The 20,323-nt window shown below is 68.9% G+C and carries 22 protein-coding genes; 3 read left to right on the top strand and 19 right to left on the bottom strand.

Annotated features, from left to right (window positions below):
• Window positions 1-4: 4 nt before the first annotated feature.
• Window positions 5-943: a CopD family protein gene (locus ACLIVD_RS01750; protein ID WP_491931839.1), complete on the top strand. Its 939-nt coding sequence runs from the start codon at window positions 5-7 to the stop codon at window positions 941-943.
• 50 nt (window positions 944-993) lie between these two features.
• Here ACLIVD_RS01750 and ACLIVD_RS01745 read toward each other — a convergent pair whose 3' ends face one another.
• Together ACLIVD_RS01745 and ACLIVD_RS01740 are read right to left on the bottom strand one after the other, a co-directional pair.
• Window positions 994-1,923, bottom strand: a complete 930-nt coding sequence (locus ACLIVD_RS01745) for an NADP-dependent oxidoreductase (RefSeq protein WP_491931838.1) — start codon at window positions 1,921-1,923, stop codon at window positions 994-996.
• A 52-nt stretch (window positions 1,924-1,975) separates the two neighbouring features.
• The gene (locus ACLIVD_RS01740; RefSeq protein ID WP_280781931.1) at window positions 1,976-2,626 is read right to left on the bottom strand and encodes a UdgX family uracil-DNA binding protein; all 651 of its coding nucleotides are present in this window, start codon (window positions 2,624-2,626) and stop codon (window positions 1,976-1,978) included.
• Window positions 2,627-2,731: 105 nt separating this feature from the next.
• Here ACLIVD_RS01740 and ACLIVD_RS01735 point away from each other — a divergent pair, with 105 nt between their 5' ends.
• Together ACLIVD_RS01735 and ACLIVD_RS01730 are read left to right on the top strand one after the other, a co-directional pair.
• A complete protein-coding gene (locus ACLIVD_RS01735) occupies window positions 2,732-3,097 on the top strand; it encodes a RidA family protein (RefSeq protein WP_009477076.1) in 366 nt (121 codons plus the stop codon).
• 108 nt (window positions 3,098-3,205) lie between these two features.
• Window positions 3,206-3,766, top strand: coding sequence for a MarR family winged helix-turn-helix transcriptional regulator (locus ACLIVD_RS01730; RefSeq protein ID WP_192817853.1), 561 nt, complete (start codon window positions 3,206-3,208; stop codon window positions 3,764-3,766).
• A 9-nt stretch (window positions 3,767-3,775) separates the two neighbouring features.
• Here ACLIVD_RS01730 and ACLIVD_RS01725 read toward each other — a convergent pair whose 3' ends face one another.
• From ACLIVD_RS01725 to ACLIVD_RS01645, 17 genes are all read right to left on the bottom strand, one after another.
• Window positions 3,776-4,465, bottom strand: a complete 690-nt coding sequence (locus ACLIVD_RS01725; RefSeq protein WP_348539636.1) for a TetR/AcrR family transcriptional regulator — start codon at window positions 4,463-4,465, stop codon at window positions 3,776-3,778.
• A 20-nt stretch (window positions 4,466-4,485) separates the two neighbouring features.
• Complete coding sequence (locus ACLIVD_RS01720; protein ID WP_491931837.1) at window positions 4,486-5,517, bottom strand: Rieske 2Fe-2S domain-containing protein; 1,032 nt, start codon at window positions 5,515-5,517, stop codon at window positions 4,486-4,488.
• A 1-nt stretch (window position 5,518) separates the two neighbouring features.
• The gene (locus ACLIVD_RS01715; protein WP_005248918.1) at window positions 5,519-5,731 is read right to left on the bottom strand and encodes a recombinase-like helix-turn-helix domain-containing protein; all 213 of its coding nucleotides are present in this window, start codon (window positions 5,729-5,731) and stop codon (window positions 5,519-5,521) included.
• A 12-nt stretch (window positions 5,732-5,743) separates the two neighbouring features.
• On the bottom strand, window positions 5,744-6,703 hold the full coding sequence (locus ACLIVD_RS01710; RefSeq protein WP_491931836.1) for a PDR/VanB family oxidoreductase: 960 nt from the start codon (window positions 6,701-6,703) through the stop codon (window positions 5,744-5,746).
• A 110-nt stretch (window positions 6,704-6,813) separates the two neighbouring features.
• Window positions 6,814-7,548, bottom strand: a complete 735-nt coding sequence (locus tag ACLIVD_RS01705; RefSeq protein ID WP_317569637.1) for an oxygen-binding di-iron domain-containing protein — start codon at window positions 7,546-7,548, stop codon at window positions 6,814-6,816.
• 88 nt (window positions 7,549-7,636) lie between these two features.
• Window positions 7,637-8,785, bottom strand: coding sequence for an MBL fold metallo-hydrolase (locus ACLIVD_RS01700; RefSeq protein WP_491931835.1), 1,149 nt, complete (start codon window positions 8,783-8,785; stop codon window positions 7,637-7,639).
• Window positions 8,786-9,916, bottom strand: a complete 1,131-nt coding sequence (locus tag ACLIVD_RS01695; protein WP_491931834.1) for an FAD-dependent monooxygenase — start codon at window positions 9,914-9,916, stop codon at window positions 8,786-8,788.
• A complete protein-coding gene (locus ACLIVD_RS01690) occupies window positions 9,913-11,580 on the bottom strand; it encodes a thiamine pyrophosphate-binding protein (RefSeq protein WP_491931833.1) in 1,668 nt (555 codons plus the stop codon). The genes ACLIVD_RS01695 and ACLIVD_RS01690 overlap by 4 nt, the downstream gene beginning before the upstream one ends.
• Window positions 11,573-12,355 carry an SDR family oxidoreductase gene (locus ACLIVD_RS01685; RefSeq protein ID WP_009477067.1) on the bottom strand — a complete coding sequence of 261 codons (783 nt, stop codon included), beginning with the start codon at window positions 12,353-12,355 and terminating at the stop codon, window positions 11,573-11,575. Before ACLIVD_RS01685 ends, ACLIVD_RS01690 begins: the two co-directional genes overlap by 8 nt.
• Before the next feature lie 16 nt (window positions 12,356-12,371).
• On the bottom strand, window positions 12,372-13,121 hold the full coding sequence (locus ACLIVD_RS01680; RefSeq protein ID WP_283332584.1) for a 3-oxoacyl-ACP reductase family protein: 750 nt from the start codon (window positions 13,119-13,121) through the stop codon (window positions 12,372-12,374).
• A 2-nt stretch (window positions 13,122-13,123) separates the two neighbouring features.
• The gene (locus ACLIVD_RS01675) at window positions 13,124-13,630 is read right to left on the bottom strand and encodes a cupin domain-containing protein (RefSeq protein WP_005248926.1); all 507 of its coding nucleotides are present in this window, start codon (window positions 13,628-13,630) and stop codon (window positions 13,124-13,126) included.
• A gap of 14 nt (window positions 13,631-13,644) precedes the next feature.
• On the bottom strand, window positions 13,645-14,427 hold the full coding sequence (locus ACLIVD_RS01670) for an alpha/beta fold hydrolase (protein ID WP_280781939.1): 783 nt from the start codon (window positions 14,425-14,427) through the stop codon (window positions 13,645-13,647).
• Window positions 14,424-15,353, bottom strand: coding sequence for a VOC family protein (locus ACLIVD_RS01665; RefSeq protein ID WP_005254764.1), 930 nt, complete (start codon window positions 15,351-15,353; stop codon window positions 14,424-14,426). Before ACLIVD_RS01665 ends, ACLIVD_RS01670 begins: the two co-directional genes overlap by 4 nt.
• Window positions 15,354-15,544: 191 nt before the next feature.
• Window positions 15,545-17,053 (bottom strand): aldehyde dehydrogenase, encoded by a 1,509-nt coding sequence (locus ACLIVD_RS01660; protein ID WP_491931832.1) that lies wholly within the window; start codon window positions 17,051-17,053, stop codon window positions 15,545-15,547.
• On the bottom strand, window positions 17,050-18,432 hold the full coding sequence (locus tag ACLIVD_RS01655) for an MFS transporter (protein ID WP_317569642.1): 1,383 nt from the start codon (window positions 18,430-18,432) through the stop codon (window positions 17,050-17,052). Before ACLIVD_RS01655 ends, ACLIVD_RS01660 begins: the two co-directional genes overlap by 4 nt.
• A gap of 129 nt (window positions 18,433-18,561) precedes the next feature.
• The gene (locus ACLIVD_RS01650; protein WP_283332582.1) at window positions 18,562-19,272 is read right to left on the bottom strand and encodes an ABC transporter ATP-binding protein; all 711 of its coding nucleotides are present in this window, start codon (window positions 19,270-19,272) and stop codon (window positions 18,562-18,564) included.
• The gene (locus tag ACLIVD_RS01645) at window positions 19,269-20,309 is read right to left on the bottom strand and encodes an ABC transporter permease (RefSeq protein ID WP_283332581.1); all 1,041 of its coding nucleotides are present in this window, start codon (window positions 20,307-20,309) and stop codon (window positions 19,269-19,271) included. Before ACLIVD_RS01645 ends, ACLIVD_RS01650 begins: the two co-directional genes overlap by 4 nt.
• Window positions 20,310-20,323: the final 14 nt, after the last annotated feature.

Raw genomic sequence — 20,323 nt, 5'->3', positions numbered from 1 at the left:
CACGGTGGGTACGGCGCGACAGTCCTGGCTGCTGTTCGCCGTACCCACATCGCTCGTCGGGGTCGCATGCGGTTGGGCGTTGGCGCAACCGGAAGACCCCTCACCGTCGAGCGCCGTCCGGGCGCTGTGCCTGGTGCTCGGTTCGGCGGTGCTCGGACTCGCCGCGCTGGGCTGGTGGAGTCGCGCGGACAACCGTCCCCTCGTGCGGGACGAACGGCTGTGGCGGCTGTCGACCGCCGTCGCCGGTGCGTGGATGCTCGCCGAGGCGGTGCTGCTGTCGATGACGGCGGCGGAGGCCGACGCCCTGGGATTGTCCGAGCTGTCGGTCGGACGGTTCGGCGCGTACGTGACCGAGATCAGCGCGGGACGCGTCGACCTCGCCGTTCTCGTATGCACGGCCGCGGCCACCGCGTGGTCGGCGGTCGCGTTCCGCCGCAGCGACGCCCGGCTCCCCGTCCCGGTGCTGGTGCTCGCGGCGCTCGCCCTGGTGGCCCGCCCGATCACCGGCCACATGTCTCAGCAAGTTCTCGGCTCGGTCCTCGACGTCGTCCATGCCCTCGCCGCCGCCGTGTGGTTCGGGCTCCTCGCCGCCCTCGGTCTGACGCTCCGGTCGCGCGGGGACTGGTCGTCGTGGCTGCCGCGGTATTCCGTCGTCGCGTGGCGGTGCGTGTGGTTGCTGACCGCGACCGGGATCGTCGACGCCGCGGTCCGGCTGGGCGGGGTGACGCCGCTGTTCGACACCGGTTACGGCCGCATCGTGCTCGCCAAGGCGGTGGCGTTGGCGGCGCTCCTCGGGCTCGGCTGGTGGTGGCGGCGAACGTGGGTCGGGCAGGCGGCCGCGCACCGGATCAGCGCCGAGGGGTCCCTGCGACGGGCGATCGTGGAGGTGGTGGTGATGGCCGTTCCGTTCGGTCTCGCCGCCGCCCTTGCCACCACCGCCTGACCCGTGAGTACTTATTAACGTGCGGCGGTTAATAAGTACTCACGGGCGCGTCAGCGCAAGAGGATCTTTCCGCGGCTGCCGCCCTTCTCGCCGGCGCGCTGCGCGTCGGCGGCGTCGGTCAGCGGGAACGTGCGGGCGGGTGGGAGGGACAGTTTCCCGTCCGCGGCGAGGGCGCCCAGCCGGCGCAGTGTCTCCGCGTTCCGGTCGCCGGCGTTGCCGGACGAGAACGTGATTCCCAGCCCGAACGCGGCACCGTCCGACAGCGTCACGATCCGGTCGGTGCCCCCGCGCAGGTCCATCGCCGCCTCGAGCCCGCCGAAGCCGACGTCGAGGACGGCGTCGACACCGTTCGGGGCCAGTTCGCGGACCCGGCCCGCCAGCCCCTCTCCGTACGTCGTGGGGGTCACGCCCAGCTCCCGCAGCGCGTCGTGGTGCTTCTCGCTCGCGGTGCCGATCACGGTGACACCCGAATCCAGCGCCAGTTGCGCCGCAAGGGTTCCCACCGCCCCCGATGCGCCGTTCACCAGCAACGTCTCACCGGATTTCAGCTTCAGGAGCCGCAGTCCACGGGTGGCTGCCTCGCCGGCGACGGGGATGGTGGCGGCGTCCGTCCAGCTCAACCCTTGCGGCTTCGGCACGACGATCGAGGCGAGCGCGTATTCGGCGTAGCCGCCGGTGTCGGACCAGCCGAACACCTCGTCACCCACCACCACGCCGGTCGCGTCCGGACCGACCGCGTCGACCACGCCGGCGATTTCACTGCCCGGGATCTTCGGGAACTGCACCGACATCACCTCGGCCATCGACCCCGACCGCAGCTTCCAGTCGATGGGGTTCACGCCGGCGGCCCGGATGACGAGGCGTACCTGGTTGCCGGTGGGTTCGGGGACGGGCACGTCGTGGGTCTCGAGCACCTCGGGACCACCGTAGGACGAGTAGGAGACTGCCTTCATGGTCTGCTTCGGGTTGGAATTCGTCATGCCAACAATCTCGTCCTCGGCGGTCCGTCGCGCCAGAGATTCGGCTGGTTGATCACAGGGCTGCGGCGGCCTTCTTCAGATCGGCGACGAGGGCGCCGAACGCGTCGTCCCGATCCTCCGAAGGTCCGCGGAGCACGGCGGACGGGTGGATCGTCACGAAGACGTCCGGATCCACGTCGACGTCGACCTCGCCGTCGAGGTGCAGCAGCTCCCCGCGGTGTTCGGTGAGGCGGAACGACGGGCCGAGCAATGCCTGCGCGGCGGTGGCCCCGAGGCACACGAGGACGTCGGGCTGGACCGCCGCCAGTTCGGCGATCAGCCACGGCCGGCACGCGACGATCTCGGTGCGGTTCGGCTTCTTGTGGATTCGACGCTTGCCGCGTTCGGCGGGGACGAACTTGAAGTGCTTGACCGCGTTGGTGACGTAGGTGAGGTCCCGGTCGATGCCCGCCGCGTCGAGCGCCTTGTTCAGGAGTTTTCCTGCCGGACCGACGAACGGTTCACCGACGCGGTCTTCCTGATCGCCGGGTTGTTCGCCGACGAGCATCATCCGTGCGGATCGCCTGCCCGCGCCGAAGACGGTCTGCTCGGCGTCGCGGTACAGATCGCAGCCGTGGCACCCGTCCGCCGCGCGGGACAGTGCGTCGAGGTCGACGGTGTCCGGCACGAACGGTGCGGCCGAGGGCTTCGTGGCTCGGGGCATGGGCGTCGAGTACCCGTCGGGCGGAGCTTCATTCGCGCCACCCTGTCAATTAGTTTAGCGCTAAGATATAATCACCGGAGTAGCCCACCCAGAAAGCGAGCCTCCATGTCCCTCACCGAAGTCACCGCCCACCACCCCTACAGCCCGGCCGTGGTCGCCGGCGGACTCGCGTTCGTCTCCGGAGCACTGTCCGTCGATGCCGAGGGCACCGCCGTCCCGGGCCGCACCGAGGCGCTCGACGCCGCCGTGGACCGCATGGTCGATCGCCTCGCCACCGTCGGCGGACAGCTGAAGGACGTCGTCAAGCTCACCTACTACGTCACCGACCTGTCGTTGCGCGAGGAGGCGAACCGCCAGTTCGAGCGCATCTTCGACGAGCCGCGTCCCGCGCGCACCTTCCTGGAGGTCAGCAGCCTCCCCTACGGCGCCATCGCCGAGATCGACGCCGTCGCGGCGGTCGAGGGACGCTGACAGCGCACCCCGCCCGGCAGCGCCGCGGGTCCCCGTTCCGAGGAATCGACGGGGACCCGCGGCGCGTCGCCGTCACCTATGCTCGTTCGATATCTTGGTACTAAACAGATGAGACCCTCGAGGATCCAGGAGGTGCGCCCGGTGACGCAACGCCCCGTTCCAGATCGCGATGCCGTCGACGACATCGTCGACCAGTGGGCCCACCAGTGGCCCGACCTGGATGTGAGTCCGCTGAAAGTGCTGGGCCGCCTGCACCGTTCGTATCTGCGGTACCAGACGTCCCTTGCCGCCGTGTTCGAGGAGCACGGCATCAACATGGCGTCGTTCGACGTTCTGGCCGCCCTCCGACGTTCGGGTCCGCCGTACCGGATGACGTCCGGACAGCTGGCGGAATCCGCCCTCGTCACCACCGGCGGAGTCACACTGCGCGTCGACCGCCTGGAGAAGGCGGGACTGGTGCAGCGGGAGCGTGACGCCGAGGACCGCCGCATCGTGCACGCGCAACTCACCGACGAGGGCTTGCGGGTGATCGAGAAGGTCGCGGAGGCCCACTTCGCCAACGAGTCGCAGATCCTCAGCGGGATGTCGCAGGACGATCAGGCGGCGTTGGCCGAATTGCTCCGCAAGCTCGAGCACTCGATCGTCGAGAACCAGGCCCCCACCGCCTGAGCGGAGGACTCAGCTGGCCGCGCGGGCGGTCAGGTCGGCGACCTCACCGAATCCGATGAACCGTTCGGACGCCGCCGTCATCTCCACGATGAAACGTCGCTGCTCGTCCTGCGATGCACCGATCAGGCGCGCCGCACCCGTCCACTGCGCCTCGGACAGCTTGCGGGCGAGCTGGGCGGGTTCGGCGCACGGCGTCGCGATCCCGGCCTGGTTGAGCCGTTCGATGAACCGGATGTACCGGCCGAGGATCCGGTTGTGGGCCGCCTCGAGCTGTTCCCCGATCACTGGGTCGACGGCGGCGCGGTCCTCGATCATCGTGAACAGGCGGCCGCTGCTGTAGACGGTCTCGATGAACGCCGCGGTGGCCGCGCGCAGGACGGTGCGCGGGTCCGCGTCCGGCGGGACCGGGATGCGCTGAGCCTCGACGAACGTGTCGAACACCGCGGCGGCGACGGCACGGAACGCGTCGTCCCGGGATGCGAACCGGGCGGAGAATTCGGCCTGCGACACCCCGGCGGCAGCGGCGATGACCGCCTCGGTGGTGCGCTCGTATCCGAGCTCGGCGAAGCACCGCCCCGCCGCCTCGACCAACGCGAGCCGACCTCGATCGTCACCGTTCGTAAGCACCGCTCGCGCCTCCTCGTACCCCGGCCGGCGCCCGACGTGTCGGCCGTCACACATTCTTAGTTGACATTTCATTCACGTCAACCCGGGCGACCCTACGCCTGCTGAAGTGCCTTCGCCTGGGCTTCCGCCTGAGCCCGGTAGAGCCGGCGGAGCCGGATGACGCCGAGGTCGTGCTGGTACAGGTTCTCTGCCTGGTCCGCGTCGAATGCCATCGCCTCGAGCATGGTGCGGTCCTGCTCGAGCACCACCCAGTGCCGCTCCTCGAGCTTGGTGCGGTACAGGAACCGCCAGACGTCGCGTTCCCAGCCCTCGACGCGGCGGTACCGCCAGAAGAACACCGCGGTGGTCTCGGCGTCGATCGGCGTTCCCATGCCGACGATGCCGAACGAGCCACCCGGGCCCGCGGTCGGCGGGTAGGGAATCTCGAGGTCCACCCAGTCGATGCCGGTCCGGCAGAATTCGACCCAGTCGAAGTTCACGCCCCGCTGGTCGGTCTTCTCGAAGAAGAACCCGCGATCGGTTTCGCGGATCCGGAACTTCGCGGACGTCTCGCCGCCGAACATCGAATGCGATTCGCGGTGCAGGAACGCTCCGTGCATCGGGTCGAGCAGGTTCTCCAGCGTGAACCGCCACGGCGCCTTCCACTCCGCGTAGCAGAGGAAGTTCGAGATGCCGTCGTCGGTGAGTCGCTCGGGGAGTTCGAGGGGCGCGGGCTCGGCGTCGGGGTCGGTGCCGAACCAGGCGAGCACGGCGCCGGCCACCTCCCGCACGGGGAGGCTGGTCACCAGCCGCTTGCCCTCGAGGTTGCAGCCGGGCATTCCGGGGACGGAGACGACGGTGCCGCCGCCGTCGACCTGCACGCCGTGGTACTGGCAGGCGACGCGATCACCGAGGTGCTGACCCTGCGACAGCGGGGCGCCGCGGTGCGGGCAGCGGTCGGCGAGCATGCGGAGGGTGCCGTCGGACTGACGGAACAGCAGCCAGTCCTCGCCGAGGCGCCGCACCTTCTTCATGTCGCCGCGCGCGACGAAGTCGGACGGGCACACCGCGTGCCACTGGTCGCGCATCCCGGTCGCGAAGATCTCGTCGCCGGTCAGTGCCGCCTTGTGCAGTCGGTTCACCATGTCAGGCCCCCATCCGTCGGATCTCGTCCGTGAAAGTGTCGGTGGTCCAGGCGTCGCCGCCGGGACTGTGGATGCCGAGGGCGTTCAAACCCTTCACCAGGCCTTCGAGGTGGTGCACACCGGTGCCGAAGACCTCTTCGATCGCACCGGCCAGCTTCCGTTCGTACGGGGTGGGTGCCGTGCCGGACTGGCGTGGTTGCAGATACAGGCTCATGGTTCTTCCCTTCTAGAGATCCAGCACGAGCTCGTCGGAGCGGGCGCGGGAAACGCAGATCATGATGGTGGTGCCGGACTCCTGCTCGGAGCTGGAGAGCAGGGAGTCGCGGTGGTCGGGGGTGCCGGCGAGGACGCGGGTTTCGCACGTCCCGCAGATGCCTTCGCGGCAGGAGTTGGGGACGTCGACGCCGGATTCCTCGAGGGTGTCGAGGATGGTCCGGTCGGGGGCGACGGTGGCCGAGATGCCGGATCGTTCGCAGATCACGCGGACGGGACGGTCGCCGGCGAGGGTGTCGGCGGGGATCTCCTTCGCCTTGAACCGCTCGAGCCGGATCGCGCCGTCCGGCCAGGAATCGGTGTACCCCTCGACCGCGCCGAGCAGACCCTCGGGGCCGCAGGCGTAGACGAATGTTTCCTCACGGGCGGCGCCGAGGATGCCGGCGAGGTCGAGGATGCCGTCGGTCTCCTCGGTGACGACGTGCACGCGGTCGCCGTATCCGGACAGTTCGTCGAGGAACGCCATCGACGCGCGGGCACGGCCGCCGTAGTGCAGTTCCCATTCGGCGCCCATGCGTTCGGCTTCACCGATCATCGCGAGGATCGGCGTGATGCCGATGCCGCCGGCGATGAACACGTAGCGCGGCGAGGGCAGGAGTTCGAAGTTGTTGCGGGGCGTGCTCACCGACAGGCTGTCGCCGGGCCGCAGCGTCTCGTGGACGTGCCGGGAGCCACCTCGGCCGGTCACCTCGTGGAGGATCGCGACGCGGTACCCGGTCTTGTCGTCGGGGTCTCCGCAGAGGGAGTACTGACGGATGGTCCCGCGGTTCAGGTGCAGGTCCAGGTGGGCGCCCGGCGTCCACCCGTCGACCGCGCCGCCGTCTTGTCGTTCGAGGCGAAGCGACACCACGCCCGAGGACTCGACCCGCATCTGACGCACCATCATGGGGACGGTGTCTGCGTCTGTTGTCATCGCTCACTCCCAGGCTCAACCGAAGGCGTAGTTCCTTAGTGCTCAATAATTTAGCACTAAGATGTATCGTGCGCCACAGTTGAGGGGAAATTCGTCGAGTACAGGCCGGGCTACTCCGCTTCGCGGTACCGCACGGTCTCGGCCGCGAGCCGCTCCTCGTATGCCTGTGCGAGATCGTGCAGAGCCTGCACGCAGTCACCGGTGAACACCGGCGCATGCATCGGCGCCAGCAGCAGGGGTTCCAGATCGGCGAGTCCCCGGATCGTGGGGCCGAGCGCCGGTGACAGGCACGTCGCGTTCCCCATGTCCTCCGCCGCGATGGCCGGGCCGACGATCTCCTCCTCCGTGGCAGGCGGATGATGCCCGAACGCGGTGAACAGGTCGCCGCAGAACAGCGTCTGCGTCGTCTCCTCGAAAACCAGCCCGGCGTCCCACCCGTGCGGAACGTGCGGAGTGTCGAGATGACGGACTCGCCTGGTGCCCGTCTCCATCACGTCGCCGTACTGCAGGGGACGCGGCATACGATCGGCCAGGTCGTTGACCTGCACGAAGCAACCCATCGCCCCGTGCGCGACCTCGGCGTTCGGCGCGGCCGCCAGCCACGAGTTCATCGCACCGCACTCGTCGGCCTCCACGTGCCCGAACGTGATCCACCGCAGTCTGTCGAGAGGAATCAGCCGGCCGACCGCCGCGGACACGGACGGGAACAGCGCACGCTGACCGGTGTGGAACAGCAGCGGTTCCTCACCGTCGACGAGGAACTGGTTCATGATCAGGTTGGGCTCGTCCAGATACGTGGACAGCCGGTAGATGTCGGGAGCGATCTCGGTAATCGTGGTGTCCATCCCTGGCTCCGATCACGTCACGGTGTCGTGAGGACAAGCCTTCTCGGGACAGCGGCGGCGCGCAAGATCCTGCGGGTCCGCGATGGCGCTACCGTCGTTGCCCGACGCCGATCCGGACGAGATCGTGCCCGACGGTCACGGTGCCGGCGAACGTGGACTTCACGCCTCGTTCCCACTGGTCGTCGGTGACCTGCCGGGGGTCGCCCGGCCCGATGTGGGAGAGCACCACCTGGCGGACATCCGCGTCCGTGGCGACGCGCCCGACGTCCTGCGCGGTGGTGTGCGCGTGAATCATGTGCTCGACCAGTGCGGGACCCGAAGTCTGCGCGTAGAAGTCGACGTCGATCACCTCGTGGACGAGGATGTCGGATCCTCGGGCGAGTCGAACCACGTTCGACGACTTCGCGGTGTCGCCGGAGAACGTGACCGCGCCGTCCTCCGTGTCGAACCGGTACGCCAGCGAGGGATAGACGGGGCCGTGCGGAACCAGCGTCGCGGTGACCCGGACCCGGTCGTCTTCGAACACCGGGAACGGCTCCATCTCCGGCGCCGTGTTGTCGGCGGACGCACCCGCCGACACCGGTGACAGTACGTCGTGCAGCGACAACCGCTGTCCGTAGTCGGACTGGGCGCCCTTTTCGACGTTGCGAATGTTGATGTCGTAGGCGAATGCGTCGAGTACGCCCGCGAACAGATCGGTGAGTCCGGGTGTCGGCGAGGCCGGACTCTGGATCGGAATGCTCTTGCCGCCGCGGGGCGTCGCCAATCTGCCCGCCGAGCCCGGGCCGTACACCGGCACCACGTTGCGGAATGTGTAGGACGGTGTCCCGCCCGGCAGCCAGAAGACGTTGAACAGATCGGCGATGTGATCGCTGTGCATGTGCGTGACGAAGACGCCACCGAGCGAATCCGCGGCGATACCAGCCTGGATCAGCTTTCGGCTCGACCAGGGACCCGCGTCGATCAGATACGGTCTGTCGCCGACGACGAGCACACTGGACGTGCCGCTCCGCCCCGGCACGGCGATGGGACCGGCCGCCGTGCCGAGCAGAATCAGCGTCGTCGCGTAACCATCGACGTCACCGGACAACTCGTAGGCGTCCGGTGGCGTCGCGCCACTCGGCTGCGCGTCCGCGGTGTGAGACGCGCAGCTCGTCGCGGCGATAGCAGTGGCGGCGGACCCCAGCAGGGCCAGCGCCCGCCGCCTCGACAGAGCTTGTCCGCCGACGGTTTCCATTCAGGCGTCCGTGCGGGCGGCGGCCAACTCCAGCGGCACCTGCCAGGCGTCGTATTCGTAGACCCAGTCGCCGTTGCCCGCGACCTTCAGCCATTCGTTGGACCGGGAGCCCCGCTGGATGCGTGACGTCCGCTGCAGTCGCGTCTCCTGGTAGGTCTGCAGCGCGACTGCGGGGTCGTCGAACAGGCTGAGGCAGCGGGACAGGACGACGGCGTCTTCGACTGCCATGCCGGCGCCCTGCGCCATGAACGGCATCATCGGATGTGCCGCGTCGCCGAGGAGCACGGACCGCCCGTCGGTCCACGACGCCAGCGGGTCGCGCACGTAGAGAGCCGATTTCAGGACGTCGTCGCAGGCGTCGAGGAGGGCTCGTGCCTCGGGGTGGAAGTCGCGGTACAGCTCACGAAGTTCGGTGACGGATCCCGGTGTGGTCCACGATTCCTCGGTCCACTCCTCCTGACCGCAGGTGGCGAAGACGAAGATGTCCTTGCCCTGGTTGAGCGGGAACGTCACGATCTGCGTCGACGAATCCGGCCCCCACCACTTGGTGAAGCAGTCGAGGTTCGGCAGGTCGCCGACGCGTTCGGTGGGGACGACGGCGCGGAACGCCACGACCCCGGTGAACGTCGGCTGTTCCCGCCCCAGCAGAGCGGTCCGGACCGCGGAGTGGATCCCGTCGGCGCCGACGATCACCTCTGCGGAAACCCCACTGCCGTCGGTGAACTCGATGCGGCCGTCGGCCACGCCCCTGACCCGGCGACCCATTTCGACGACACCCGACGGCAGCCGGTTCTCGAGCGCGGTCATGAGGTCGCCCCGGTGCATGGTCAACTGCGGTGCGCCGTACTGCTGTTCCGCGCTGTCGCCCATCGGCAGCCGGGACGTTTCGGCCCCCGTGTCCCACGTGCGGCTGATCCGGAACTGGGGCCGGGCGGCCGATTCGCGGATCGCCGGCCCGATGCCGAGTCCGTCGAGAGCCCGGACCGCGTTGGGGGTGAGGTTGATGTCGGCGCCGACGCGCGCGAACTGCCTCGTCTGCTCGTAGACCGTGACGTCGAGACCGAACTTGTGGAGGGCGATCGCCGTCGCCAGTCCGCCGATGCCGCCGCCGCAGACGGCGACCGTGGTCACTGTGCAGCCTTTCCGGGGACCGTGACGGGCGGCGTGAACGGTGCCGGCATGTCGCCGTAGGCGGCGAGATCGACCTCGACGATCACCGGCGCCTGCCTCGACACGGCGTCCGCGAGCACCTCGTGGGCCTCGCCGGCGCCACCGATCCGCAGGTACGGCACGCCGATGGACTGCGCCAGCAACGGGAAGTCGGGGGTGACGAGGTCGACGGCGTAGGTGTCTTCGCCGCCGCCCTTCTGCATGTTGCGCAGCACGCCGTAGCCGCCGTCGTTGAACACGAGCAGCACCAGCCACGGCTTCTCCTGCGCCATGGTCAGGATCTCGCCGAAGTGGACGGCCAGGCCGCCGTCGCCGACGAGGGCCAGGGTGGGACGGGTCTCGTCGGCCAGCGCGGAACCGATGGCCATGCCCAGTCCCTGCCCGATGCCGCCGCCGCGAGGGAAGACGTTGGACTTGGGGTCGAACATCGGCAGCAGCCGGTTGCCCCAGGAACTCGACGCAATGGTGACGTCGCGGGCGATCACGGAATCCTGTGGGAACGCGGCACGCACGGCGTCGCACAGCACCGCGTGATCGCCGAGTCCGGCGCGCTGCTTGCTGCGGACGAGTTCGCGGGTGGCGCGAGCACGTTCGGTCCAGGCGGCGTCGACGGGCGTCAGGCCCGACAGCTGCCGGAGGAACGTCGCGATGTCAGCGGTGACCCCGGCCTCCGCCGGGTAGACGCGTCCGATCGCGGCCGCGTCGATATCGACCTGCACGTGCACGGCGGGAACGGGCATGGAGTAGTCGCCGGTCTCGTTGGACCGGAAGTGGGTACCCAGCGACAGCAGCAGGTCGGCATCCTGGAGGAGTTCGCGCCCCACGGGGGTGTTGCCGTAGTTGCCGATGCACAGCGGATGGTCCTCGGGCACGGCGCCGCGCCCGGAGTTGCTGGTGAGCAACGGGACTCCCCACTGCTCCACCAGTTCGGTCAGCTCGACGCCGGCCGTGGCGACACCGCCGCCAGCCCAGATCACCGGGCGTTCCGCCGACTGCAGCAGGGCGAAGGCGACGGCCAACTCGTCGACGTCCGGTGTGCGCGGCGACTCCGACACCGGTCCGACCACGTCGATGACGTGTTCCGCGTACTGGAGGTCGATGGGCCATTCGATGCTCGACGGGCCGCCGGGCGCGGCGAGCGCAGCAGCGACGCCTTCCCGCAACACCTTTCCGGCGCCGTCGGTGTCGAGGATGGTGGCGGCATGCTTCGACGTCGCCGTCAGCATCCCCAGCTGATCCTTGGTCTCGTGGATGAAACCGCGACCCGAGCCGAGGTAGCGGCTCTCGACGTTGCCCGTCACGTGCAGCACCGACGTTCCGGCACTGAGCGATTCGATCAGCGAGCCGGCCGCGTTGCCGGCACCGGTGCCGGTACTCGTGAGAGCGCAGCCGAGGCTGCCGGTGGCGCGGGCGTACCCGTCGGCGGCGCTGACCGCGGTGGCCTCGTGCCGGACCGGCACGAACCGCAGGTGCTTGCTCACCGCCTGCACCAGGGGCTGGTTGTGGACGCTCACGATACCGAAGACGGTGTCGACACCGGCCTCGCGCAGCACCTGGACGAGCAGGTCGCCCCCATTACCCACCTGCTTGTCATTTCGTGCAGACATGGTGTTCCTCTCAGACATAGCGCGCGACGCCTCCGCAGACGTCGAGGCTGGTGCCCGTCACGTAGGACGAGCGTGGAGACAGCAGGGTCACGATCATGGCGGCCACCTCGTCGGCGCGGCCGAACCGGCCGAGGCCGATGCCGCGGTCCTGGGCGATCTCCGCCTCCCATTCGGCGAATGTGGCGTCGGTGCCCGATTCCTCGTAGCGGCGCCGCCACTGGCCGGTGTCGACCAGTCCGAGCGACACCGAGTTGACGCGGATGCCGTCGGCGGCGAGTTCGAGCGACAGCGACTTGCTGAGGTTCAGCAGCCCGGCCCGGGCGGCGCTGGTGGTGACCAGCCGCGGCTCGGGCTGACGTGCAAGCACCGCCGAGATGTTGACGATGGACGCGGCGTCGGACTTGCGCAGTACCGGCAGGGCGGCCTCGACGGTGTTGAGGACGCTGGAGAACTTGAGGTCGAGTTCGTCGCGCCAGTCGTCGAGGGTCGCCTCGCCGCGCGGGACCATGCGGGACTTGCCTGCGTTGTTGACCAGACCGTCGAGGCCGCCGAATCGGGCGACACCGGCGTCGACCAGCGCGGCGACCGCGGCCGGGTCGCGGACGTCGCAGGACGCGGTGAGGACGCGGTCACTGCCGGGCAGCGGCGCGATCACGGAGTCGAGCCGGTCGCGGTCGCGCGCACAGGTGACGACGTTGGCACCCTCCTCGAGCAGCATCGCGACGGTGGCGAGCCCGACTCCCGAGCTTCCGCCCGTCACCAGGTGGGTGCGGTCTTTCAGTTGCAGGTCCACGACGTGGTCCCCTTCTCTAGTGCAGGACGAATCCGCCGTTGACGACGAGTTGCTGGCCGGTGATGTAGGACGCCTCGGGTCCCATCAGGAACGCGACGGCGCCGACGAGGTCCGACGGCTGCTGTGGCCGCTCGAGCGCGCGGTTGAGGCGGTACAGCTCGTGCCGGTGCTCCGGAACCTTCTGCGCCGATTCGCTTTCGGTCAGACCGGGTGAGACGGTGTTGACGGTGATGCCGTGCGGGCCGAGGTCACGGGACATGGCGCGGGTCAGCGCGGCCACCCCGCCCTTGGAGGCGATGTAGTGCGCGAGGCGCGGCGAACCGTACAGGGCGGCGTCGGAGCCGATGGTGACGACTCGTCCGCCTCCGTTCCCGATGATGGAGGGAATGATCGCCCTGCTCACGAGGAACGTGCCGCGCAGGTTGACGCCCAGCACCCGGTCCCACTCGTCGATGTCGAGTTCGTGAATCGGTTTGCCGCCCACGCCGTCCGCGAGGGCCGCGTTGTTGACGAGGCCGTACAGCGGACCACCGGAGGTGACGGTGGCCGCCATCGCGTCGACGGACTCCGCGTCGCGGAGATCGACCCGGACGAACTGTGCCTTGACGCCGTCGGCGCGCAGGCTCGCCGCCGCGTCCTCGCCCCAGTCCTCGCGGATGTCGGCGAGCCACAGGGTGGCGCCCTCCTCGCCGAGCCGGCGGGCCAGGGCGAGTCCGAGACCCCGCCCCGCCCCGGTGACGAGAATGCTGCGGCCGTCGAGATTCACGGTCAGTCCCGCGTCACGCCGTGCATGGCCGACGTCTCGGGGTACGTCGGGATCTGCGGCTTCTGCGCGCCGATGATGACGCAGAACAGAGCGTCCTTGTCGCCGTTGTTCTTCAGGCTGCGCGGAACTCCGGCCGGGACGACGATCATGTCGCGGTAACCGAGGGTGCGCTTCTCGACCTGGCCGTCGCGGTGAACACCGACCTCCACCTCGCCCTCGAGCACGAAGAAGGCTTCCTCGGCGTCGTGGTGGGTGTGCTCCGGGCCCTCGGCGCCGGGGGGAAGCAGCATGTTGGAGAACGTGAATCCGCGCGAGACGATGGTGCGGTTGTCGTTCTCGTGGTTACCCGTCGCGCCGGAGCCGACGTAGCGGATCTGCGCGCGCTTGAACTGGTCGCCGGCCTTGGCCTGGAAACCCAGGGTGTCCCAGTCCTCGTGGCGGGAGCCACGGGTGAGGATCAGCGAGTCGGTGAATTCCTTCAGATCGGCGGTGCCGTATTCGAGTGTCATGTCGTGCTCCTTCTCTAGAGGTGGTTGCGTAGGCGTTCGGTGATGTGGATGAAGGATTCGACCCAGGCGTTGAAAGCCTCCGGCCGCTCCTGGTTCGCGAGGTGTCCGGCACCCCGGATGGTGACGAACACGGCACCCGGAATTCCGCCTGCGAGAACCTGACTCGCCGGAACCCCGGTCACTCTGTCCTCGTCTCCGCCGAGGACGAGCGTGGGGATGTCGATCTTCGGCAGATCGGCCGTGTGATCGGTGGCCGCCATCGACTCCGCGGCGTACCCGTAGCCGGGCAGCCGGATCGACGACGCCATGATCGCCGTGGCCTTCGCGGTCACTTGGTCGTCGGCGGTCCCGGACAGCAGCCGCGGGGCCCGTTCGGCGGCAAAGGCTTCCGCGCCTTCCTGCTCGAGCGTCGCGGCCCGGGCGCGCATCCGGCCGGCGGCGTCGCCGTCCGCTCCCGAGCCGACGGTGGAACTGCCGAGCAGCAGACTCCGCACGAGCCCGGGGTGGCGCAGCGCCAGCCGGGTGGCGATCACGCCGCCCCACGACATCCCCAGGAGGTGCGCTCCCGCGTCACCGCAACGGTCGCGGATCACGTCGGCGGCGGCGTCGGCGTAGTCGTCGAGGTCGAACGGACGGCCCGGGTCCTCGCTGCGGCCGTAACCGGGAGCGTCCCAGGCCAGCAGTCGCAGCGACGACGACAGTTCGTCGAACTGCGGCGCGAAACTGTCTGCGCCGCCCCCGATCCCGTGCAGCATGAGCAGCGCGGGGCCGGAACCGGATTCGACGACGTGCGTCACGACGCCCGCCCGAGGTCGAACCGCTCGAACGCACCGGGGTCGGGGATGCCGGCCATGTGGTCGCGGACCTGCTTGGACGGCGGGCCCGCGGTGCCCCACAGGTCGGAGAGTTCGGGAACCCGGCGCCAGACCTTGCACAGCCACCGGTCCTCGTCGACCTGCGCGATGCCGGACGTGTACTCGCACACCAGCCCTGCCGGGTCGGCGAAATAGGAGAAGGTGTTGTCGCCGGGGCCGTGCTTGCCCGGACCCCACAGCGGCACGGTGCCGTGGTGACGCAACCGGCCGATGCCGCGCATGAAGTGGTCGACGGTGGGCATCTCGTAGGCGACGTGATTCACCGACGTCCACTCGGCCTGGTTGAACGCGATGCTGTGATGGTCGGTGTTGCAGCGCAGGAACGCCATCTGGTGCTCGGACCAGTCGGAGACCCGCATGCCCAGGACGTCGCAGTAGAACGTCACCGCGGCGTCGATGTCGACGGTGTTGAGGACGACGTGCGTGACACCGACCGGGACGGCGTCCTCGCGGCCGAGCTTCGGGACCGCGAGCGCGTCGGCGAGCAGTTCGACGACGCGGCCCTCGGGGTCGACCAGGCTGACGCCGTAGCCGCCGCCGAGATCGTCGACCGGCCCCGGGCCGCTGACGATCGGGACGCCGCGGAGTTCGAGTCGGCGGGCGGCCTCGTCGACCTCGGCCGGCGTGGCGACGGCGAACGTGATGCGGCCGAGGCCGTTCCGCTCGGCCTGGGTGAGTTGCAGCGCGTGGTGGTGCTCACCGGTTCCCCGCAGCCAGGCACCGTCCGTGCCCTGCTCGACCACGCGCAGTCCCCACACCTCCGAGTAGAAGTCGGTGGATTCGATGCTGGCCTGTGTGCGCAGTTCGACGGAGCGCAGGCACCGCAGCCGGGCTATGGGTTGGTTCATCGCATGCCTCCAGTTGCTTAGGTCTCAATATCTTAGCGCTAAAGTAATAGGTCGTACAGAGCTGACGGGAATTTCTTTCCGGACGACCTACTACTTCAGCTTCCCCGTGGGCCGATGTGACCGTGGTTCAGTCAGACGGAACCCGTGTGACATTCGGCGAGCAAGCTTCAGTCAGCCCACGAGCGGGTCGCTCAATCAGCCCACGGATTGGGTTCCTCGTCGAGGCCCCAGTAGATGCTCTTCTGCCGCGAGTAGGCGGCGATACCGCTGCGCCCCTTCTCCACCCCGAGCCCGCTCTCCTTGACGCCGCCGAACGGCGTCGAGATGCTGAACTGCTTGTAGGTGTTGATCCACACGGTGCCGGCCTGGAGGCGGCGGGCGAGTTTCCACGCGCGACGGTAGTCGCGCGTCCAGATTCCCGACGCCAGACCGAATACCGAATCATTGGCCTGTGCAACCAGATCCGCGTCGCCGTCGAACGGCAGGACCACCAGGACGGGTCCGAAGATCTCCTCCTGGCAGGTGCGCGAATTGTTGGGGAGCCCGTCGATGATCGTCGGCAGGTAGTACGCGCCGTCGCGGAGCCGTTCGTCGTCGGGGATCGCCCCGCCGCACAACACTCGTCCGCCCTCTTCGCGAGCGAGGTCGACGTATGCGGCGACGCTGTCGCGGTGCTTGCGGTGGACCATCGGCCCGACCTGGGTGTCGGGGTCGCGGCCGGGTCCGAGTCGCAGTCGCTGCGTCTTGGCCACCAGCTTCTCGAGGAATTCGTCGTAGATGAGGCGGTCGACGAACAGCCGGGATCCGGCGATGCAGCTCTGCCCGGTGGACGAGAAGATCCCGTACATGACGCCGTTCACGGCGGCGTCGAGGTCCGCGTCGTCCAGCACGATCGTCGGCGACTTGCCGCCGAGTTCCAACGACACGGGCATCAGCTTGTCGGCTGCCGCGTGCGCGATGGACCGTCCGGTGTTGGTGCCGCCGGTGAACGTCACCTTCCCGACACCGGGGTGGGTGACGATGGCGTCGCCGACCACCGAGCCCTTGCCCGGCAGCACCGACAGCAGTCCGGCAGGCAGTTGTGTTTGGTCGATGAGCCGCGCCAGTTCCAGCGACACCAGCGGCGTCCACTCGGCGGGCTTGAGAACGACGGCGTTGCCTGCCGCCAGCGCGGGCGCGATCTTCTGCGCGTCGCTGGCCACCGGCGAGTTCCACGGTGCGATGGCGCCGACCACGCCGATGGGCTCGAGAACGCTCATCGTGAGGAAGTTGCCGCGTGGGGTGGTGAGGTCGTCGTCCGCGGTTTCGAGGACGGCGGCGAAGTAGCGGAACGTGCCCGCCGCGCTGCCGACGAGTGCGGTGGTCTCGGCGACCGTCTTGCCAGTGTTGTAGCTCTGCAGCAGCGCCAGCCGGGACGTGTTCGCCTCGATCGCGTCGGCGACGCGGTGCAGGTACTTGGCCCGCTGGTGCGGGAGCAGCGCGCGCCACGCCGGGTCGGCGGCGGCGGCGCGGCCCTTCCGGACCGCCTCGTCGGCGTCGTCGGCGGTGGCCTGGTGGATCACCTGCAGGGTTTCGCCGGTCGACGGGTCCGTGACCGCGAACGCGGGGCCGTTCGCCTGCCGCCACTGCCCGGCGACGAGGATCCGGTCGGCGACCGGGACGAACGGCAGTGTCTGTGGTGCGGTGTCGAGAACGGTCACTGGGAGATCTCCTCGAGGGTCTTTTCGCGGGTTTCGACGGCGAAGAAGCCGACCACGAGGGCACCGATCATTGCGACCGCGGCGAACATTCCGAAGACGACGGTGAGTGTGCCGCCCCCGTCGAGGATGGCGCCGACGGCGAGGGGGCCGACGATGATGCCGAGGCGTCCGCTCGCTCCGCCGATCGCGCAGCCGATGGCTCGCATCCGGGTCGGGTACAGCTCCGCGGTGTAGACGTAGAGCGCCATGTTGACGGCGAAGACGAACAGCGCGGATCCGGCCGACCAGAACAGGACCTTCGTCGCGGTGTCGGCGCCGGAGGCGGCGAGCAGGAAGAGCAGCGAGGAGCACAGGACCATCGACGCGGTGATGCAGATGCGGCGTCCGAGGTTGTCGATGAGGAATGCGACGAGGATGCAGCCGATCAGGCCGGCGACGCTGGTGACGATGCTGTAGTGCAGGGCGGTGTCGACGCTGACGTCGAATGCGGATCGGTACAGCGTCGGCAGCCAGGACGCGATGCCGTAGTTGACGAAGTAGGCGCAGCCCCAGATCGCGGCGAGCATCAGCGTGCGACGCAGGTAGATGCCCCGGAAGGCCTCCGCGAACGTTCCGCGGCGGGTGTCGACGGCGACGGCGGGCAGCGGCTGCGGGGCCGGGAGCGTCTTGCCGTACTTGCCGGTGATCTCGTTCTCGATGCGGGTCATGGCGTTGTGCGCATCCTCGTGGCGGCCACGGGACGCGAGCCAGCGCGGCGACTCTGGCAGCTTCCACAGCAGCGGCAGGAGCACGACGGGCAGCGCGCCGAGCGCGAACAGGATCTTGTAGCCGTAGTTCGGGACCACCCACGCCGACACGATCGCCGACATCACGAGCCCGATCGGGAAGATCACCTCGTAGAGCAGCACGAACCGTCCGCGCTTGTGGGCTTTGGTGATCTCGCCGATGTAGCTCGCTGCGACCGGGACCTCGGCGCCGAGGCCGATGCCCTGCACGAATCGGAAGACGAGGAAGAGCATCAGGCTGTCGGTGAACGCCATGCCGAGGCTCATCACGGCGTAGAGCGCGAGCGAGAAGATGATGACGTTGAGCCGGCCGACGCGGTCGGCGAACCAGCCGCCGGCGAGGGCGCCGACGAGCATGCCGATGCCGCCGATGGCGATCACCCAGGCGATGTCGCCGGGGGTCAGACCCCACTTGGGGATGAGAACGGGGAGAGAGTACGCGATCATCAGCTGGTCGAAGCCGTCGAAGAACGTGACGGCGCCGACGATGACGCGGGCCTTGATGTGCCACCTGCTCATCGGCAGGCGTTCGAGTCGGGCGCTGATCATCTCAGCTGTGGCAGCCATGGCGGGCGATACCGTCGTCATGAGCATCCTCAGGGTCGGGTCGAGGCATTTACTTAAGCCCTCAAAGGCTTACCACTAAGATGTAATCTCACGCACATGAGAAACGTCAACCCTTGACTTTGGAAGAAACATGTTATTCACACCTGTGCGTACTTCTTAACCTTCCGCGGTTAACAAGTGCTCACGGGTGAGAGAGCCGTCGACTACGCGGTGGACTGCATCCATTCTGCACAGATGCGTGTGGTCATGTGTCACCAGCAGCGTCGCGACCTCGCGCTCTCGCACCACACCGAGGATCAGATCCATGATCGCGGCGCCCCGTTCCTGGTCGAGCGCGCTGGTCGGCTCGTCGACGACCAGCAGCGACGGATCGTTCATCAGCGCCCGGGCCAGGTTGACCCGCTGCCGCTGCCCACCCGACAACTGCGCGGGCCGCTTCCCTGCATGGTCTGCGAGGCCGACGGCGTCGAGCAGGTCGCGAGCCTTCGCGCGCCCGGCCCGCCGCGGCACGAACATCCGCTGCCCGAGATGCGCCATCACCTCCAGTTGTTCGAGGGCCGTCAACGACGACACCAGATTGGACTGCTGGAACACGATGCCGATCCGGTCGCGGCGCAGCGTGGACGCCTCCCGCCGGCTCAGCGCGGTGAGTTCGGTGGTGCCCAACCGGACGGAGCCCGAGTCGGGCCGGATCAGCGTCGACGCCACCGCGAGGAGCGTCGACTTTCCGGAACCGGACGGACCGGTGATCGCGGCGATCTCACCCCGGCCGAGGGCCAGCGACACCGAGTCGAGGGCGGTGACGCGTCCCGCGCCGTCGGGGTAGGTGAGGGTGACGTCGTCGAGGGTGAGGGCGGGGGTGGTCATCGTGTGCTCCCGAGGGCGGTGAGGGGGTCGGTGGTGAACAGGAAGCGGAGCGCGAACGCGGCGCCGAGGAGGCCCAGCCCGACGAGAGCGGTGGCGGGCAGGACAGTGGTGGAGATGTCGAGCACGAACGGCACGGCGTCGCCGATCATCGACCCGGCCACCGCTGCCGTCCCGACACCGACACCCACGCCGGCGAGCAGGACGACGAGCGCCTGCCCGAGCGCGTCCTGCACGAGCGACCCGGTGGACGCGCCGAGCGCCTTCAACGTCGCGACATCGGGGGTCCGCTGGAGGGTCCAGACCGTGAAGAACGCGCCGATCACCAGCGCGGAGATCGCGAACAGCATCACCGTCATCAACGTCAGTGACCCGTTCTCGGAGGTATAGGAGCCGATGGCGGAGAAGGAGTCGGCCACACTTCGGGAGGTCGTCCCCGCGACGGCGTTCGTGGCGTCGTCCCCGCCGGCCACCGCGAGCACCGTCGCCGCACCCCCACGCGGGTTCGCGTGCTGCCAGTCGGCGAGCGTCATCCACACGGCCGGGCTGTGGCCGTACCAGTCGTCGCCGCGGACTGCGGTCACGGCGAAGGTGACGTCGCCGACGGTGAGACGGTCGCCGGCGCCGACGCCGAGGGATCGCGCCGCGCCTGCCCCGAGGATCACGGTTCCCGGCGCGGACGGTGAACGGTCGCCCACACCGCCGTCCGCGCCGACCAGTGCCACCCCCTTCGCCGGACCTCCTACTGCCGACGCCGAGCCTCGTCCGACGCCGATCGGCTGCACCGAGTCGGCGCTCCGCCGCCAGACGGCCACCTGCTCGGACGTCAGCACGGACTCGTCGAACCACGGACCGTCGTCGGAGGCGGCGAAGACCACCGACTCCGCGTCGATGCGTTCCACGACGGACACGTTCTGATGACGCAGTCCGGCCGTGAGGCCGCTGAGAAACGTGACGAGCAGCGCAATCAGCACCACGACGACGGATATCAGCGCGAAGCGACCACGCGCGGCACGCAGGTCTCTCGATGCGACGAACACAGGTGGTCCTCTCC

The organism is Rhodococcus sp. G6(2025) (genome assembly GCF_058628105.1).
Note: the sequence above shows the minus strand (reverse complement) of the source record. Positions and strands in the feature narration are given on the sequence as shown.

Excerpts from the sequence above, each read along its gene's own strand:
- ACLIVD_RS01745 (WP_491931838.1), bottom strand. The coding sequence starts at position 1,923 with ATGACGAATTCCAACCCGAAGCAGACCATGAAGGCAGTCTCCTACTCG.
- ACLIVD_RS01740 (WP_280781931.1), bottom strand. The coding sequence starts at position 2,626 with ATGCCCCGAGCCACGAAGCCCTCGGCCGCACCGTTCGTGCCGGACACC.
- ACLIVD_RS01735 (WP_009477076.1), top strand. The coding sequence starts at position 2,732 with ATGTCCCTCACCGAAGTCACCGCCCACCACCCCTACAGCCCGGCCGTG.
- ACLIVD_RS01730 (WP_192817853.1), top strand. The coding sequence starts at position 3,206 with ATGAGACCCTCGAGGATCCAGGAGGTGCGCCCGGTGACGCAACGCCCC.
- ACLIVD_RS01725 (WP_348539636.1), bottom strand. The coding sequence starts at position 4,465 with ATGAAATGTCAACTAAGAATGTGTGACGGCCGACACGTCGGGCGCCGG.
- ACLIVD_RS01720 (WP_491931837.1), bottom strand. The coding sequence starts at position 5,517 with ATGGTGAACCGACTGCACAAGGCGGCACTGACCGGCGACGAGATCTTC.
- ACLIVD_RS01715 (WP_005248918.1), bottom strand. The coding sequence starts at position 5,731 with ATGAGCCTGTATCTGCAACCACGCCAGTCCGGCACGGCACCCACCCCG.
- ACLIVD_RS01710 (WP_491931836.1), bottom strand. The coding sequence starts at position 6,703 with ATGACAACAGACGCAGACACCGTCCCCATGATGGTGCGTCAGATGCGG.
- ACLIVD_RS01705 (WP_317569637.1), bottom strand. The coding sequence starts at position 7,548 with ATGGACACCACGATTACCGAGATCGCTCCCGACATCTACCGGCTGTCC.
- ACLIVD_RS01700 (WP_491931835.1), bottom strand. The coding sequence starts at position 8,785 with ATGGAAACCGTCGGCGGACAAGCTCTGTCGAGGCGGCGGGCGCTGGCC.
- ACLIVD_RS01690 (WP_491931833.1), bottom strand. The coding sequence starts at position 11,580 with ATGTCTGAGAGGAACACCATGTCTGCACGAAATGACAAGCAGGTGGGT.
- ACLIVD_RS01675 (WP_005248926.1), bottom strand. The coding sequence starts at position 13,630 with ATGACACTCGAATACGGCACCGCCGATCTGAAGGAATTCACCGACTCG.
- ACLIVD_RS01665 (WP_005254764.1), bottom strand. The coding sequence starts at position 15,353 with ATGAACCAACCCATAGCCCGGCTGCGGTGCCTGCGCTCCGTCGAACTG.
- ACLIVD_RS01655 (WP_317569642.1), bottom strand. The coding sequence starts at position 18,432 with ATGCTCATGACGACGGTATCGCCCGCCATGGCTGCCACAGCTGAGATG.
- ACLIVD_RS01650 (WP_283332582.1), bottom strand. The coding sequence starts at position 19,272 with ATGACCACCCCCGCCCTCACCCTCGACGACGTCACCCTCACCTACCCC.